Source organism: Salinicola sp. CR57, assembly GCF_003206585.1.
In the GTDB taxonomy this organism is placed as follows: domain Bacteria; phylum Pseudomonadota; class Gammaproteobacteria; order Pseudomonadales; family Halomonadaceae; genus Salinicola; species Salinicola lusitanus.
In genome coordinates, this window is sequence record NZ_PZJL01000004.1 from 127,149 (window position 1) to 141,511 (window position 14,363).

Genomic DNA, 14,363 nt, shown 5'->3' on the forward strand with positions numbered 1-14,363 from the left:
CCTGCCCATTGGGCTTTTGGCTAATAGTCGTCACCGGCGGCCTTCCACAGAATGACCGCATCGTATTGTGGAAAGACCTTCCACAAACCGGATCTTCACCACCGACAGCGGCACCCGCCCCAGCGAGGAGACGCCATGGAACTGCTTTACGACGAGCGCATCGATGGTGAGATCGCCACCGTCGACAAGTCCGGCCTGATGGCGGCCATCATGGCGGTGGCGCCCAGGCTGACCCTGCTCGATCGCGAGGAGGACCTGCGCCCGTTCGAGTGCGACGGACTGTCCGCCTATCGCGTGCTGCCGATGCTGGTGGCCATGCCGACGACGCTGGCCGAGGTCGAGGCGTTGATGCGGGTCTGCTACGAGCATGCCGTACCGGTGGTGACACGAGGTGCGGGCACCGGGCTATCCGGCGGCGCGTTGCCGCTGGAAAAAGGCGTACTGCTGGTGATGTCGCGTTTCAACAAGATCCTGAGCGTCGATGCCGATGCCCGCCTCGCCCGGGTCCAGCCAGGCGTCCGCAACCTGGCGATCAGCGAGGCGGCCGCCCCCCATGGCCTCTACTACGCTCCCGATCCCTCCTCGCAGATCGCCTGCTCCATCGGCGGTAACGTGGCCGAGAACGCCGGCGGCGTTCACTGCCTGAAGTACGGCCTCACGGTCCATAACGTGCTGAGCGTCGAGATCGTCACCATCGAGGGCGAACGCATGACCCTCGGCGGCGAATCGCTGGACACCCCAGGCTACGATCTGCTGGCGCTGTTCATGGGTTCGGAAGGCATGCTCGGCGTGATCACCGAAGTGACGGTGCGACTGCTGCCCAAGCCGGAAGTGGCCAGGGTGCTGATGGCCTGCTTCGACGATGTCGAGCGGGCCGGCAAGGCGGTGGGAGACATCATCGCCGCCGGCTGCATTCCCGGCGGTCTCGAGATGATGGACAACCTGGCGATTCGCGCCGCCGAGGATTTCGTCCACGCCGGCTACCCGGTCGACGCCCAGGCGATCCTGCTGTGCGAGCTCGACGGCGTGGAGAGCGACGTCCAGGCCGACTGCGAGCGAGTCCGCCAGCTGCTCGAGACGGCGGGCGCCTCTCAGATCCGGCTCGCCCGGGACGACGCCGAGCGCCAGCTGTTCTGGGCCGGTCGCAAGGCCGCGTTTCCGGCCGTCGGCCGCATGTCGCCGGACTACTACTGCATCGACGGCACCATACCCCGCCGCGAGCTGCCGCGGGTGCTCAAGGGCATCAACGATCTCTCGGCCCAATACGGACTCCGGGTCGCCAACGTCTTCCACGCCGGCGACGGCAACCTGCATCCGCTGATCCTGTTCGACGCCAATCAGCCCGGCGAGCTGGAGTCCACGGAGGCGCTCGGCGGCAGGATTCTCGAACTCTGCGTCGATGCCGGCGGCAGCATCACCGGCGAACACGGCGTCGGCCGCGAAAAGCTCAACCAGATGTGCACCCAGTTCGCCGCCGACGAGATCACCCTGTTCCACGCGGTGAAATCCGCCTTCGACGAACGCCGTCTGCTCAACCCCGGCAAGAACATTCCGACACTGGCACGCTGCGCCGAATTCGGCGCCATGCACGTCCATCACGGCGAACTGCCGCACCCCGAACTGCCGCGATTCTGATGTCGGCGACGGCATGAGACGCGCAAGGAGATCGCCATGACCCACCTGCAGGACCAGCGGCCGGAGTACACGCCGCCGAACGATTCCGGCCCCGATGTTCCCGCCGGCCGAGACGACAGCGAAGCCCTCTGCGAACAGGTGGCGCGCGCCCAGGCCGAGCGCGCCACGCTGCGCATCGTCGGCGGCAACACCAAGGCGTTCTACGGCCGCCGGGTCGAAACGGCGCAAGCGCTCTCCACCACCGGCCATCACGGCATCGTCTACTACGATCCGGTGGAACTGGTCGCCACCGTACGCGCCGGCACGCGGCTGCGGGATCTCGGGCGAACGCTTGCCGACAACGGCCAGCACCTCGCCTTCGAGCCGCCCCACTTCGGCGATGACGCCACCGTCGGCGGCATGGTCGCGACCGGGATTTCCGGCCCTCGCCGCCCGTGGGCCGGCGCCGTGCGGGATTTCGTGCTCGGCGTGAGAATCATCACCTCTGATGGCAAGCAGTTGCGCTTTGGCGGCGAAGTCATGAAGAACGTCGCCGGCTACGATCTCTCCCGGCTCATGGTCGGCGCCCAGGGCACGCTCGGGGTGCTGACCGAAGTCTCGTTCAAGGTGCTTCCCACTCCTCACGCGCACGCCTGCCTGCGCCTGGAACTGCCGCTGACCGAGGCGCTCGAGCGCTTGACGGCCTGGGGCCGCGAGCCGATGCCCATCACCGGCGCCGCCCACGATGGCGAAGCGCTGCACCTGCGCCTCGAAGGCGGCGAGGGCTCCGTCTCGGCCACGCGCCAACGCCTCGGCGGTGAAACGGAAGATTCGCGGTTCTGGTCGCAGCTGCGCGAGTTGCAACTGCCCTTCTTCGACGGCGCCTTCGATAACGACGCGCATGTCCTGTGGCGTCTGTCGATGCCGGCGCTGGCGCGCACGCCGGCGCTCGAGGGTGACTGGCTGATCGACTGGGCCGGTGCCCAGCGCTGGCTGAAAAGTGCCGAGGGAGGCGGTTTCGAGGACGAACCGCGGGCCGACGCCCACATTCACGAGGCCGCCATTGCCGCCGGCGGCCATGCCACGCGCTTCACGCCGAACGCCAACGGCGCTTCGCCTTTCACGCCCCTGCCACCGGTGCTGGCCAAATACCACCGCCAGCTCAAGCAGCGGCTCGATCCGCAGGCGATCTTCAACCCTGGCCGGCTCTACGCCGAGTGGTGAGGAGACCTCTACCCCATGCAGACCCATTTTTCCGAGGCCGCCCGTGCCAAGCCCCATATCCACGAGGCCGACCGCATCCTGCGTACCTGCGTGCATTGCGGCTTCTGCAATGCCACCTGCCCGACCTACCAGTTGCTGGGCGACGAGCGCGACGGCCCGCGCGGGCGCATCTATCTGATCAAGGAGCTGCTGGAGAGCGACGACGGCGACGATCAGGTCACCCAGGAGACGCAGTTGCACCTGGACCGCTGCCTGAGCTGCCGCAGCTGCGAGACCACCTGCCCCTCCGGCGTGGAGTATCACAAGCTGCTGGATATCGGGCGTGCCGAAGTCGACCGTCGGGTCGGTCGCCGGCCCGGCGAGCGAGCCCTGCGACTGGGGCTGCGCGTCGCGCTGGTCGAGCCCAAGCGGTTCCAGGCGCTGCTCGCCCTGGGGCAGACGTTCCGCCCGCTGGCGCCTCACGACCTGCGCGACAAGATCCCCCCGCGCCAGCAACCTCGCCCGTCAGATCGCCGGGCGCGCCCCGACCCGACCCGGCACGCCCGTCAGATGCTGATTCTGGAGGGCTGCGTCCAGCCCGGCCTGGCGCCCAACACCAACGACGCCACGGCACGGGTGCTCGATCGTCTCGGCATCGGGGTGAGCCCCGCCCCGGAAGCGGGCTGCTGCGGCGCCATCGACTTCCACCTCAACGCCCAGGCCGCCGGGCGTGATCGCATGCGCGCCAATATCGATGCCTGGTGGCCGCTGATCGAACGTCGCGGCGAGGCCTCCTCGTCAGCCGGAGTGGAGGCGATCATCCAGACCGCCAGCGGCTGCGGCGCCTTCGTCAAGGAGTACGGCGAGATGCTCGCCGACGATCCCGAATATGCCGCCAAGGCCAGACGCGTGAGCGAACTGGCCAAGGATCTGGTCGAGATATTGCGCGAAGAGAACCTGGAGTCGTTGGGTAAGAGTGACGCGTGCGCAGGACTGGCGTTCCACTGCCCCTGCACGCTGCAGCATGCCCAGAAGCTGGGTGGGGCCGTCGAAGGCGTGCTCGCCCGGCTGGGATTCGATCTCGCCCCGGTGCGGGATTCACACCTCTGCTGCGGCTCCGCCGGCACCTATTCGATCACCCAGCCGGCCCTGGCCCGGCGCCTGCGCGACGACAAGATGGACGCGCTGGAAGCGTCGTCGCCGCAGACCATCGTCACTGCCAACATCGGCTGCCAGAGCCATCTCAACGGCGCCGGACGAACCCCGGTAAGACATTGGATCGAGGTCGTCGACGAAGCGCTCACGGCCTAGCGCCGGCGACTCGCTCACGACCACGCAAGGCCAGCCCGCTGCGGTATCCGGCAGGTTGGCTTCTCGCTTTTTCTCGCAGCTCTTAGCTCGACGCTGCCCTGACGATGGAACTGGAGTCCCACCATGCAGACCAAAGCCGCACTCGAACTCAACGATGTCAATGCCATCCTTGATGCCGCCCAGACCGAAGCCGAAGCCCAGGGCTGGGCAGTCACCATCGCTGTCGCCGACGATGGCGGCCACCTGCTAGGCCTGCGAAGGATGAACGGTGCCGCCCCCTTCAGCGCCGGCGTCGCCACCGAAAAGGCGCGCAACGCGGCGATCGGCCGCAAGGAGACCCAGGTCTTCGAGGAGATGATCAACAATGGCCGCACCGCCTTCGTGACGGCACCGATGACCGCGCTGCTCTCTGGCGGTGTGCCGGTCATTCACGACGGCCAGGTGATCGGCAGTGTCGGTATCTCCGGGGTCAAGCCGGAGCAGGATGTGCAGGTGGCCAAGGCTGCGGTCAAAGCCATCGGCTGAGCGCCTGAGCTAGCGCTTTTTGCCGCTGCCGCGCGTGCGCTTGGCGGCGGGCGTGCTCGGCTTCCCGCCGCGCCCCTTGGCCGCGGGCTTGGCCCCCGGCTTGCCCTTGGTGGCAGGGCGGCCCTTGGCACCGGGTTTACCCTTGGCCCCCGGCTTGCCCTTGGCGGCCGGCTTGCCATGGGTACCCGGCTTGCCCTTGGTGCCTGGCTTTCCACCACCGGCCGCCCTGGCCTTGGGGTGAGGCTTGCCGCCTGCCGACTGACGCCCCTTGGCCGCCGGCTTGGCGGCTTTGCCACTGCGCGCGGGCTTGGCCGCCTGCGTCGGCTCGGCCTCACCGCCGGAGTCGCGGGTCAGCGCGATCAGGGTCTCGATCTCCTTCGGTGAGAGATCCCGCCAGTCGCCCAGCGCCAGCCCCTTGAGCGAGACGTTCATGATCCGGGTGCGGATCAGCTGCGTGACCTCGTAGCCGAAATACTCGCACATGCGGCGGATCTGTCGATTGAGCCCCTGCACCAGCGTGATGGTGAAGACGAAGGTCGACTCGCGGCTGACCTGGCAGCGCTTGGTCACCTGACCGAGGATCGGCACCCCCTGCTGCATGCCCTCGATGAAGTCGTCGGTGATCGGCTTGTCGACGGTCACCCGATAGACTTTTTCGTGATGGTTGTGCGCGCGCAGGATCTTGTTGACCAGGTCGCCATCGTTGGTCAGCAGAATCAGTCCCTGGGAGTCCTTGTCGAGCCGGCCGATCGGAAAGATCCGCGCCCCGTGCTTGACGAACTCGACGATATTGTCCTTCTCGCTGGACTCGGTGGTGCTGACGATCCCCACCGGCTTGTTCAGCGCGATCAGGACCAGATCCTCCGCCTCCCGCGGCTCGATCTCCTGGCCATTGACCTTGACCCGGTCCCCCGCCGTCACCTGGTCACCGGTGGTGGCACGGCGACCGTTGATCCATACGTTGCCCTGCTCCACGAAGCGATCGGCTTCCCGACGGGAGCACATCCCGCTCTCGCTGATGTACTTGTTGATCCGGGTCGATTGTCGTAACGCCATAAAGGGTCGTCCAGCCAGAGGAAAGGTGACTCAGCATCCGGCCGCGACCGCTGGGCCAGCATGCTGCACCAAGGGGATGATGCACCCGAATAGTTTGACGCTTCCTCGGTAACGATAAAACCGGCCGACGTTCAAAAACCGCCTGATGCCCCATCGCCGGGGCGGAATTCGGTCTCCGACCGGGACGGTCAAGCTGGCCTCTCGCCTTCAGTTCTACCAAACAGAACAATATGCCCACTGACGATATTCTTTAGTCGCAATTGAGGGCGTCGAGATTGACCCGACACCTCGGCGGCCCTAATTTCTACTGTCGCAACACGTTCTACAAAAGAGAATAATGGAGACGCCATGAAACTGCTGTCATTGAAGCCTTCCGCGCTGTGCCTCGCGCTCTCGCTGGCGGCGCTGCCGATGCTGGTGCAGGCCGCCGGCCCGAGCGGCAAGATCGACTGCATCGCCCCTGCCAACCCCGGCGGCGGCTGGGATTTCACCTGCCGCAGCGTGGGTCAGGTCCTGAGCGAGATCGGTGCCATCAACGGCAGCGTACAGACCACCAACATGCCGGGCGCCAGCGGGGGTGTCGCGTTTTCCCACGTGGTCACCAAGCGGGCCGGACAGAACGACGTCATCGTCTCCGCGTCGACCTCGACCACCACCCGCCTGGCCCAGCATCAGTTCCCCGGCCTGAACGCCGACATGGTCAACTGGGCCGGCACCGTCGGTGCGGATTATGGCGTGATCGCCGTGAGCAAGGATTCGCCCTACCAGACCCTCGAGGAGTTGCTGAGCGCCATGGAGGAGAAACCCTCCAGCGTCAGCTTTGCCGGCGGCAGCGCCAGCGGCGGCTGGGATCACCTCAAGGTGCTGATGATGGCGCGCGCCGACGGCATCCAGCCGTTGAACAAGATCAAGTATCTGCCGTTCGACGGCGGCGGCGAGGCGATGACTCAGGTCGTCGGCGGCCATATCGACGCCTTCTCCGGAGATGCCTCGGAAATCCTCGGCTTCGTCGAATCCGGCGACCTGCGGGTGCTCGCCGTGCTTGCCGACGGTCGTCTACCCGGTACGCTCAGTGAGTTCCCCACCGCCAAGGAACAGGGCGTGGATGTCGAGGGCATCAACTGGCGCGGGTTCTACCTGCCGCCGAAACTCTCCGACGAGGATGTGGCCTGGTGGGAAGAGACCCTGCACAAGGTCTACGAGAGCCCGGAGTGGAAGGAAGTCATGAGCAAGAACGGCTTGATCCCCTTCGACCGCAGCGGCGAAGCCTTCAAGACGTATGTGCATCAGCAGATCGCCGATATCGAGGAGATCTCCAAGGAGGTCGGCCTGATCCAGTAAGCCGGCACCCGCGCCTCGGATGGCTCATCGCATCGAGCCATCCGAACCCATGGTGCTCACTCGCGGGCGCGGACGGCCCCAGCCCCCAGTCTCTCAGGAAGCCCGCAATGCACGCGGCCACTGGCGTTCGAGACGCGGCGCGTACTGGGACAGCAGGGGGACATGGCGATCCTTTGACGCCAGGTTGAAGCGTTCGCTGGGGCCCGACAGTGCCAGCGCGCCCATCAGCTCTCCCTCGCCGTTATAGATACCGATGGCCGCCGCCGACAACCCGGCCTGGCGCTCTCCGCTCGACACCGCCACCTGACCGCGAGGGGTTTCGTAATTGAGCACCCGCCCGGCGGCACCGCGTCCCAGCGGCAACCTCACGCCCTCTTCCAGGTGGTGCCTGACCTCCAGCCGGCCGTTCTCGCGCAACCGACAGATCCGGTGATCGCCATCGCGGACATAGAACGACGCCGTCTCCTCGCTGGCATCGCGCAGCGACTCGAGTATCGGTCGCACCAGATTCTCGAGCTGCGGCCCGTCACCCGCCAGCGGGGCCAGGCGCGAGACCGCCGGGCCGACCCGGTAGATGCCGCGTTCGTCGCGGGTGACATAGCCGAAATGCTCCAGCGAAGCCATCAGCCGCAGGATGGTGCTCTTGTAGAACCCCGAGGCGTTGGCGAGTTCGGTCAGGGAGAACTCTCGCCGCTCCTGGGAGAAAGCTTCGAGCAGCGTCAGCGCTCGCTCGACGGCTTCGACACGTCGCTGGGCCATGGAACGCTCCTTTCGATCGGGGTCAGCAGGACTTGAACTAATGGCGAATGTTGCGACAGACAAAACGGTATTGCAACTCATCCAAGCGAATCATATTCTCCCTAAAAGAAATCGTTTCACCAGGAGAAACAATGTCATCACCACTGACCGGTTATCGGGTGCTCGATCTGACCAATGTGCTGGCCGGGCCGTTCTGCTGTCACCAGTTGGCGCATCTCGGCGCCGAAGTGATCAAGGTCGAGCGGCCCCAGGGTGGTGACCTGGCGCGTCAGTTGGGCGCCGATCCCGCGCTCAATCGGGAGCTGATGGGGGTCTCGTTCCTGGCCCAGAACGCCGGCAAGCGTTCGGTGACACTCGACTTCAAACGACCGGACGATCGGGACGCCTTCCTGGCGCTGGTGGCGACGGCAGACGTGGTGGTCGAGAACTTTCGCCCCGGCGTCATGCAGCGGCTCGGGCTCGGCTTCGAGACGTTGCGCGAGGCCAACCCCGAGCTGGTCTACTGTGCGATCTCCGGCTTCGGCCAGGATGGGCCGCTGGCCAACTATCCGGCCTACGACCAGATCATCCAGGGCATGGCCGGGGTGATGAGCATTACCGGCGCGCCGGACAACGCGCCCTATCGGGTCGGCTATCCGCTGGCCGATACGGTCGGCGGTCTGACCGCAGCGATGGCGATCAATGCCGCCCTCGCCGAACGACCGCGCAAGGCGCATTTCATCGATATATCGATGCTCGAATCGGTGCTGGCCACCATGGGATGGGCGGTCTCCAACCTGCTGATCGCCGGCAAGCCACCGCATCCGCTGGGCAACGACAACGTCACCGCCAGCCCCTCCGGCACCTTTGCCACCGCCGACGGGCTGATCAATATCGCCGCCAACAAGCAGGAGCAGTTCGAAGCGATCTGCCACCTGCTCGAACACCCCGAATGGCTCACCGACTCGCGCTTCGCCCAGCGCCAGGCGCGCCTGGAGCATCGGCGGGCATTGAGCGACTGCCTCGAGGCGGTACTGAAACGGCAGACGACCGAGTACTGGTGGCCACGGCTGGTCGAGGCCGGCGTGCCCGCCGGCCCGGTCTACAGCGTTGCCGAAGCCCTGGCGCATCCCCAGGTGCGTGATCGTGGGCTGATCGAGCGCTTCGACACCAGCACCCTCGGGCGGCCGCTGGAGGTGGTCAGCGGCGGTTACCGTTTCGACGGCCAGGCGCCTCGCGTCGCCTCGCCACCGCCCCGGCTCGGCCAGGACAACGACTTCTTGCTGCCCACCCACGCCGCCAACGACGAATGAACCGGAGACATCCCATGACCGATAGCCAGACCCCGGAGTATCAGGCCCAGCAGTGGTGGAAGACCGACATCATCGACATGCGTCCCGGCGAGATCCGCTATCGCGGCTATCCCATCGAGGAGCTGATCGGCAACGTCGGCTTTGCCGACATGGTATGGCTGATGACTCGTGGCGAGCTACCCAGCCGCGCCCAGGCCGCGCTGCTGGAAACGGCGCTGATGAGCGCCGTCGACCACGGTCCGCAGGCACCCAGCATCGCCATCGCCCGGATGGCGATGACCTGCGGCAGCAGTCTCAACAACGCCATGGCCTCCGCGGTCAACGTGCTCGATGACGTCCACGGTGGCGCCGGCGAGCAGGCCGTCGAACTCTACCAGTCGATCCTCGAGTACCAGATCGGCGGGCACCCGCTGGAGATCGCGGTTGAGGAAGGCATCGCCACCTGGCAGCGCGAGCGTACCCGGATCATCCCCGGCTTCGGCCACCGCTTTCATCCGGTCGACCCCCGCGGGCCACGACTGCTGCAACTGGTCGAGGAAGCCGCCGAACGCGGCGAGGTGGACGGCAGTTTCGTCGCCATTGCCCGAGAGGTCGAGCGCCAGCTCATCGCCATGAAGGGCAAGCCGATTCCGCTCAACATCGACGGCGCCACCGCCGTCATCTACGCCGAGCTGGGCTTCCCGGCCCCGCTGGCCCGCGGCTTGTTCTGTCTCTCCCGCTCGGTGGGCATCCTCGCCCACGCCTGGGAGCAGCAGTGCCAGGGCGGTCGCAACAAGGGTCCGCTGCCCAAGGGCTGGCTATGGCCCTACGGTGGCCCCGCAGCGCGCCCGGTGCCGGCCCGCGCCTGAGGCAGCCCCTTCCGCCACCGGGGATGGCGTCGCATACTCATAGCGACACAGTCCCGGAGGTGGATATGACGTATCGGCTCTTTATCGCCAACAAGAACTACTCATCCTGGTCGATGCGGCCCTGGGTGCTGCTGCGGGCGCTGGACCTGCCCTTCGAGGAGGTCATGACCCCGTTCGAAGGTGACGGCCAGCAGAGCGCCTTCGCGACGTTCTCGCCCACCGCCAAGGTCCCCTGCCTTCACGACGAAGCAGTGGTGGTGTGGGAGTCGCTGGCGATCGTGGAGTACCTGGCCGAGGCTCACCCGAGCGTGTGGCCGGCCGCCAGCGCTGCCCGGGCCTGGGCCCGCTGCGCCAGCGCCGAGATGCATGCCGGTTTTGCCGCCCTGCGCGACGAGTGTTCGATGAACTGCTCGCTGAGCATCGACCTGGGCGCGCCGAGCGCGGCGCTGGAGAAGGATCTGGCTCGGCTCGACGCGCTGTGGCAGGAAGGACTGGATACCTTCGGCGGCCCATGGCTCGCCGGCGACGCGTTCACTGCCGTGGACGCCATGTTCGCCCCGGTCGCGGTGCGCATCCGCGGTTACGGCATCGAACTCGGCACTGCGGCCATGGCCTACACCGAGCGCCTGCTCGCGCATCCGGCGGTGACCGAATGGATCGAACAGGGCATCGCCGAGCCGTGGATCGACGGGCCACACGAAGCCGACTGCATTCGTGGCCGGCGTGTCATCACGGATCGGCGCCAACCAGCCTGAAGCCGCTCCTTCGAAGGAAGACCCCGTTAGCTCGAGAGCTTTCGGGGTCGGATTGCACCGCCACGATCTCCCGCGCCGACCGGCTGCTGGACCACCCTGCGACAGGCCGAACCCGCTGCGGAGATCAAATGCGGGTCAGTACAGCTCGGCCAACGCTTCCTTGGTGAAGTCGGTCAGCGATGTCTCATCGCGGGCATGCACTTTCTTCACCCACGCCGGATCGCTCAGCAAGGCGCGCCCGACGGCGATCAGATCGAACTCGTCGCGTTCCATCCGGTCCACGAGCTTTTCCAGGCTGGCCGGGGTGGAACTTTCTCCGCTGAAGGCCCCCATGAAGTCGCCGGACAAACCGACCGAGCCGACGCTGATCGTGGGGGCACCCGTGAGCTTCTTGGCCCAGCCGGCAAAATTCAGGCCTTCGGGCCCATCGAGTTCCGGATATTCCGGCTCCCAGAACCGCCGCTGCGAGCAGTGCAGGATATCTGCGCCGGCCTCCACGAGCGGGGCCAGCCAGTCGGTCATCTCATTCGGCGTGTTGGCCAGACGTACGTCGAAGTCCTGCTGTTTCCATTGGCTGACGCGCAGGATGATCGGCAGATCGGGGCCGACGGCTTCGCGCACGCTCTTGACGACTTCCGCGGCGAAGCGAGAACGCTCCTTGAGCGTGGTGCCGCCGTAGCGATCGCTGCGCTGATTGGTGGCCGCCCAGAAGAACTGATCGATCAGATAGCCATGGGCCGCGTGAATTTCGACCGTGTCGAAACCGAGCCGCTTGGCGTCGGCCGCAGCGCGGGCATAGGCGTCCAGCGTATCGGCGATAGCCTCTTCACTCATGGCTTCGCCGCGCGGCTGACCGGGCGCGACCAGGCCGGACGGGCTCTCGACAGGGACGTCCTGCACCCAGTCCGTGAGAAAACTGGCGACCGAGCCCACGTGCCAGATCTGAGGCCCCATGCGGCCACCCGCTTCATGCACGCCATCGATGACATGTTGCCAGCCAGCCAGCGCCGCTTCGCCATGAAAGAACGGGATGTTCGGTTCATTGCGCGCCGCCGGCCGATCGATGGTGGTGCCCTCGGACAGGATCAGGCCGACCTCTTGCTCGGCCCGCCGACGATAGTAAGCGGCCACGTTGTCTCCGGGCACGCCCGACGGCGAAAACGACCGCGTCATCGGCGCCATGACGATGCGGTTCTTGAGCGATAGCGACTTCAACTGAAAGGGCCGAAACAGCGCGTCGACATTGGATGAGGCCATGACAATGCTCCAGGTGATGAGTTGGGAATCGTGGTATAGGATTTATACCTGATACCCATCGGCCACTTTCAACTCACCAGGTATCCTCGAGGAAACCACATGCTCGACTCATCGTGCCCGACAGCCGCGGCCAATTGCCCCAGCCGCGTGATTCTCGATCAGATCGCGGACAAGTGGTCGGTGCTGGTGCTGGCCGCACTGTGCCACGAACCGCTGCGCTTCAACGCGCTCAAGCGCCGGTTGGAAGGCATCACCCAGAAGGCACTGAGCCATACACTGCGTCGATTGGAACGCAATGGTATCGTCGAACGCCGCGTGATCGCGTCGGCGCCGGTGGCCGTGGAGTACCGGATCACACCGCTCGGCCGAACGCTCAAGGCGCCTTTCCAGGCGCTGCATCAATGGACGCTGCAATACCATCACCAGGTCGAAACGGCCCGAAGGGATTACGACGCGCGCCAGCAGGCGCTGGAGAGTGAACCCGAAGACGTTGGTGACCGGCGGGTTCTCGGCGCTCGCCGCTGATAGACGCTGCTAGGGACCCCTCCAGCGACGACGTCTTCGAGTGACGATCGTCGGTCGGTGCTTATCACCGATTCAACCGTCACTCCCTATCAGCGCCTGCAGGGAATCGATCGGCGAAGTGACGATGTTGCTGAGCGACTCGGTCAGCGCCTGCCACACCACCTTGCTCATATCCACCTGGGTGTTCCCGTCGATGGTCGTCTCGATGGGAATGTCCAGGTTGATCACTCCCGTCTCGGCCTGCAGCAGCCCGATCAAATTCTTCAGCGGCAGCGAGGTCGCGTCTTCGTCGATCTCCTTGCCCAGGTCCAGCTGCTTGAGAATGATGTGATTCTGCGCGGTCAAGGTACCGCCTTGCAGACGGTAGTTGAGCTCGAGGTCCGCGGTGCCCTGTTCGATGCGATAGCCGGCGAAGCGCTGGATATAGGGCGCGAACAGCGAAAGTGCCAGGTGTTGAGTGGTCAGGCGCATGCGACCGCTGGGTGCATCGCCGAGGCTGGCGCTCCCTTCGATCACCACCGGCGTACCGTCACTCTCCCTGCCATCGAAGCGATAGTGCGCCGGCTCGTCGCTGCGGGTATCGAACCGAGTGAGCTGGCCGTTCAACTCGCCGACATCGAGCGAAACGGTCGGCGACATGCGCCGATCTTCGAAATCGAACGTCCCTCCCTCGACCTCGAGACGATGCAGGGCGACGGCCGGCCCCTTGGCCTGGGCCTTCTCTCCGCCCCCGCTCTCGCCTTGATTGGAAGAATCGTCGCCTCGGGGGGCGGCGCCAGCATCGCCGCCCTCACGTTGCGAAGCGTGGGTTCCCGACTCTCGCTCGTCGTCGTTGGGGTTGGCCGTCGAATGACTGTCTTGCCCGCCGGCAAAGGACGCTGCGAGATTGAAACGTCCGTCATCGCCGATCAGCGCTGTCAGTGTCGGGGCGGCGAGATGCGACGAGTCGACTACGAGATGATCGCCGGTGGCGTAATCGACACCCTCGAAGACGCCGCGATCCAGCGAGAATAACGGCTGGTCCTGCTGGCCAACCGTGGAGAGCCCCTCGAGCGTCACCTGCCCCCGGTAGGCGACCGAGGCGCTCGCGGCTGCGCCGAAACGGAGCTGCCCATCGAGGTCGACGCGACCCTCGTCGATCCGCGCCGGCATCGCTGCCGTCAACCAGGGGTCGATGGTGGAAGCGGCCAGCCGTTGCGCCGTCACCGCCAAGTCGCCGGTCAACGGCATGATCCCGAAGCGCCCTTCGAGGTCGACCTGACCACCGCCGAGCTTGCCGGAGGCTTGGCCCTGCATTGGCGAATCGCCGGAACGCTGATAACCGTTCAGCGTGACGCTCACCTCCGTGGCAGCCAGCGACGGCTCTCCCGAAACCCGACGATCCTGCCAGTCGATCCGGCCGTGGCTCGCCTCGATGCGGTCGATGGTGAGCGATGCCCCGTCATGGGACGCGGTATCGCTCGACGACGAACGGCTGCCCAGCGTTGCCAGATTGAGCGGCCCGGATGGGGGTGAAATCAGGTGGAGACGGGGGGAATCGAGGCGCACCGCCGAGATATGAATGCCGGCGTGCCAGAGCGTCGACCACGAGAACACGACCTCGCCCGAGTCGACCGAGATCATCGGGGTGTCGGAATCGCCGATTCGCAGCGTCGAGAATGCCGCGGTCGCAGTAAACGGGTTGAAACTAACGCGTTCGATCCGGACGGGCTCCCCCAGCGATCGGGTGAAGCGACTTTCCGCCCACTTCGTCAGCGCCCAGGGCCCGACGACACAGACCGTGAATGCCAGTACGACGACTAGACAGAACACCCCCGCCTTCAGGCCCCGAGTCGAGTTGAACATGGATGCACTCCCTTGTGTTGAGACGGACGGTT

At 65.9% G+C, this 14,363-nt stretch carries 13 protein-coding genes; 9 read left to right on the forward strand and 4 right to left on the reverse strand.

Annotated elements, in window-relative coordinates; translation table 11 throughout:
* Positions 1–135: 135 nt before the first annotated feature.
* From glcD to DOM56_RS05270, 4 genes are all read left to right on the forward strand, one after another.
* Positions 136–1,635: a glycolate oxidase subunit GlcD gene (gene glcD / locus DOM56_RS05255; RefSeq protein ID WP_110597900.1), complete on the forward strand. Its 1,500-nt coding sequence runs from the start codon at positions 136–138 to the stop codon at positions 1,633–1,635.
* 36 nt (positions 1,636–1,671) lie between these two features.
* Positions 1,672–2,838, forward strand: coding sequence for a glycolate oxidase subunit GlcE (gene glcE / locus DOM56_RS05260; RefSeq protein ID WP_110707841.1), 1,167 nt, complete (start codon positions 1,672–1,674; stop codon positions 2,836–2,838).
* A 15-nt stretch (positions 2,839–2,853) separates the two neighbouring features.
* Positions 2,854–4,128, forward strand: a complete 1,275-nt coding sequence (glcF, locus tag DOM56_RS05265; RefSeq protein ID WP_110707842.1) for a glycolate oxidase subunit GlcF — start codon at positions 2,854–2,856, stop codon at positions 4,126–4,128.
* Positions 4,129–4,251: 123 nt separating this feature from the next.
* A complete protein-coding gene (locus tag DOM56_RS05270; protein ID WP_110597903.1) occupies positions 4,252–4,653 on the forward strand; it encodes a heme-binding protein in 402 nt (133 codons plus the stop codon).
* 9 nt (positions 4,654–4,662) lie between these two features.
* Here DOM56_RS05270 and rluF read toward each other — a convergent pair whose 3' ends face one another.
* Positions 4,663–5,709: a 23S rRNA pseudouridine(2604) synthase RluF gene (gene rluF, locus DOM56_RS05275; RefSeq protein ID WP_110707843.1), complete on the reverse strand. Its 1,047-nt coding sequence runs from the start codon at positions 5,707–5,709 to the stop codon at positions 4,663–4,665.
* 348 nt (positions 5,710–6,057) lie between these two features.
* Between rluF and DOM56_RS05280 the strand changes: the two genes are divergently transcribed.
* Positions 6,058–7,050 carry a tripartite tricarboxylate transporter substrate binding protein gene (locus tag DOM56_RS05280; protein WP_198655686.1) on the forward strand — a complete coding sequence of 331 codons (993 nt, stop codon included), beginning with the start codon at positions 6,058–6,060 and terminating at the stop codon, positions 7,048–7,050.
* Positions 7,051–7,143: 93 nt separating this feature from the next.
* Here the strand turns inward: DOM56_RS05280 and DOM56_RS05285 are convergent, their stop codons facing one another.
* A complete protein-coding gene (locus tag DOM56_RS05285; RefSeq protein WP_198655687.1) occupies positions 7,144–7,809 on the reverse strand; it encodes a helix-turn-helix domain-containing protein in 666 nt (221 codons plus the stop codon).
* A 131-nt stretch (positions 7,810–7,940) separates the two neighbouring features.
* Between DOM56_RS05285 and DOM56_RS05290 the strand changes: the two genes are divergently transcribed.
* From DOM56_RS05290 to DOM56_RS05300, 3 genes are all read left to right on the forward strand, one after another.
* On the forward strand, positions 7,941–9,101 hold the full coding sequence (locus DOM56_RS05290; protein ID WP_110707845.1) for a CoA transferase: 1,161 nt from the start codon (positions 7,941–7,943) through the stop codon (positions 9,099–9,101).
* A gap of 14 nt (positions 9,102–9,115) precedes the next feature.
* The gene (locus DOM56_RS05295) at positions 9,116–9,949 is read left to right on the forward strand and encodes a citryl-CoA lyase (RefSeq protein WP_110707846.1); all 834 of its coding nucleotides are present in this window, start codon (positions 9,116–9,118) and stop codon (positions 9,947–9,949) included.
* A gap of 65 nt (positions 9,950–10,014) precedes the next feature.
* Positions 10,015–10,704 carry a glutathione S-transferase family protein gene (locus tag DOM56_RS05300; protein WP_110707847.1) on the forward strand — a complete coding sequence of 230 codons (690 nt, stop codon included), beginning with the start codon at positions 10,015–10,017 and terminating at the stop codon, positions 10,702–10,704.
* Positions 10,705–10,839: 135 nt separating this feature from the next.
* On the opposite strand, the gene DOM56_RS05305 is transcribed toward DOM56_RS05300, so the two are convergent.
* Positions 10,840–11,961, reverse strand: a complete 1,122-nt coding sequence (locus DOM56_RS05305; protein ID WP_110707848.1) for an NADH:flavin oxidoreductase — start codon at positions 11,959–11,961, stop codon at positions 10,840–10,842.
* 99 nt (positions 11,962–12,060) lie between these two features.
* On the opposite strand from DOM56_RS05305, the gene DOM56_RS05310 reads away from it, so the two are divergent.
* Positions 12,061–12,486 carry a helix-turn-helix domain-containing protein gene (locus DOM56_RS05310; protein WP_110707849.1) on the forward strand — a complete coding sequence of 142 codons (426 nt, stop codon included), beginning with the start codon at positions 12,061–12,063 and terminating at the stop codon, positions 12,484–12,486.
* Positions 12,487–12,558: 72 nt separating this feature from the next.
* On the opposite strand, the gene DOM56_RS05315 is transcribed toward DOM56_RS05310, so the two are convergent.
* Positions 12,559–14,331, reverse strand: a complete 1,773-nt coding sequence (locus DOM56_RS05315) for a DUF748 domain-containing protein (protein WP_110707850.1) — start codon at positions 14,329–14,331, stop codon at positions 12,559–12,561.
* Between the last annotated feature and the right edge of the window lie 32 nt (positions 14,332–14,363).

Excerpts from the sequence above, each read along its gene's own strand:
- DOM56_RS05315 (WP_110707850.1), bottom strand. The coding sequence starts at position 14,331 with ATGTTCAACTCGACTCGGGGCCTGAAGGCGGGGGTGTTCTGTCTAGTC.
- DOM56_RS05290 (WP_110707845.1), top strand. The coding sequence starts at position 7,941 with ATGTCATCACCACTGACCGGTTATCGGGTGCTCGATCTGACCAATGTG.
- DOM56_RS05280 (WP_198655686.1), top strand. The coding sequence starts at position 6,058 with ATGAAACTGCTGTCATTGAAGCCTTCCGCGCTGTGCCTCGCGCTCTCG.
- DOM56_RS05310 (WP_110707849.1), top strand. The coding sequence starts at position 12,061 with ATGCTCGACTCATCGTGCCCGACAGCCGCGGCCAATTGCCCCAGCCGC.
- DOM56_RS05270 (WP_110597903.1), top strand. The coding sequence starts at position 4,252 with ATGCAGACCAAAGCCGCACTCGAACTCAACGATGTCAATGCCATCCTT.
- DOM56_RS05295 (WP_110707846.1), top strand. The coding sequence starts at position 9,116 with ATGACCGATAGCCAGACCCCGGAGTATCAGGCCCAGCAGTGGTGGAAG.
- glcE (WP_110707841.1), top strand. The coding sequence starts at position 1,672 with ATGACCCACCTGCAGGACCAGCGGCCGGAGTACACGCCGCCGAACGAT.
- DOM56_RS05305 (WP_110707848.1), bottom strand. The coding sequence starts at position 11,961 with ATGGCCTCATCCAATGTCGACGCGCTGTTTCGGCCCTTTCAGTTGAAG.
- glcF (WP_110707842.1), top strand. The coding sequence starts at position 2,854 with ATGCAGACCCATTTTTCCGAGGCCGCCCGTGCCAAGCCCCATATCCAC.
- rluF (WP_110707843.1), bottom strand. The coding sequence starts at position 5,709 with ATGGCGTTACGACAATCGACCCGGATCAACAAGTACATCAGCGAGAGC.
- DOM56_RS05285 (WP_198655687.1), bottom strand. The coding sequence starts at position 7,809 with ATGGCCCAGCGACGTGTCGAAGCCGTCGAGCGAGCGCTGACGCTGCTC.
- DOM56_RS05300 (WP_110707847.1), top strand. The coding sequence starts at position 10,015 with ATGACGTATCGGCTCTTTATCGCCAACAAGAACTACTCATCCTGGTCG.
- glcD (WP_110597900.1), top strand. The coding sequence starts at position 136 with ATGGAACTGCTTTACGACGAGCGCATCGATGGTGAGATCGCCACCGTC.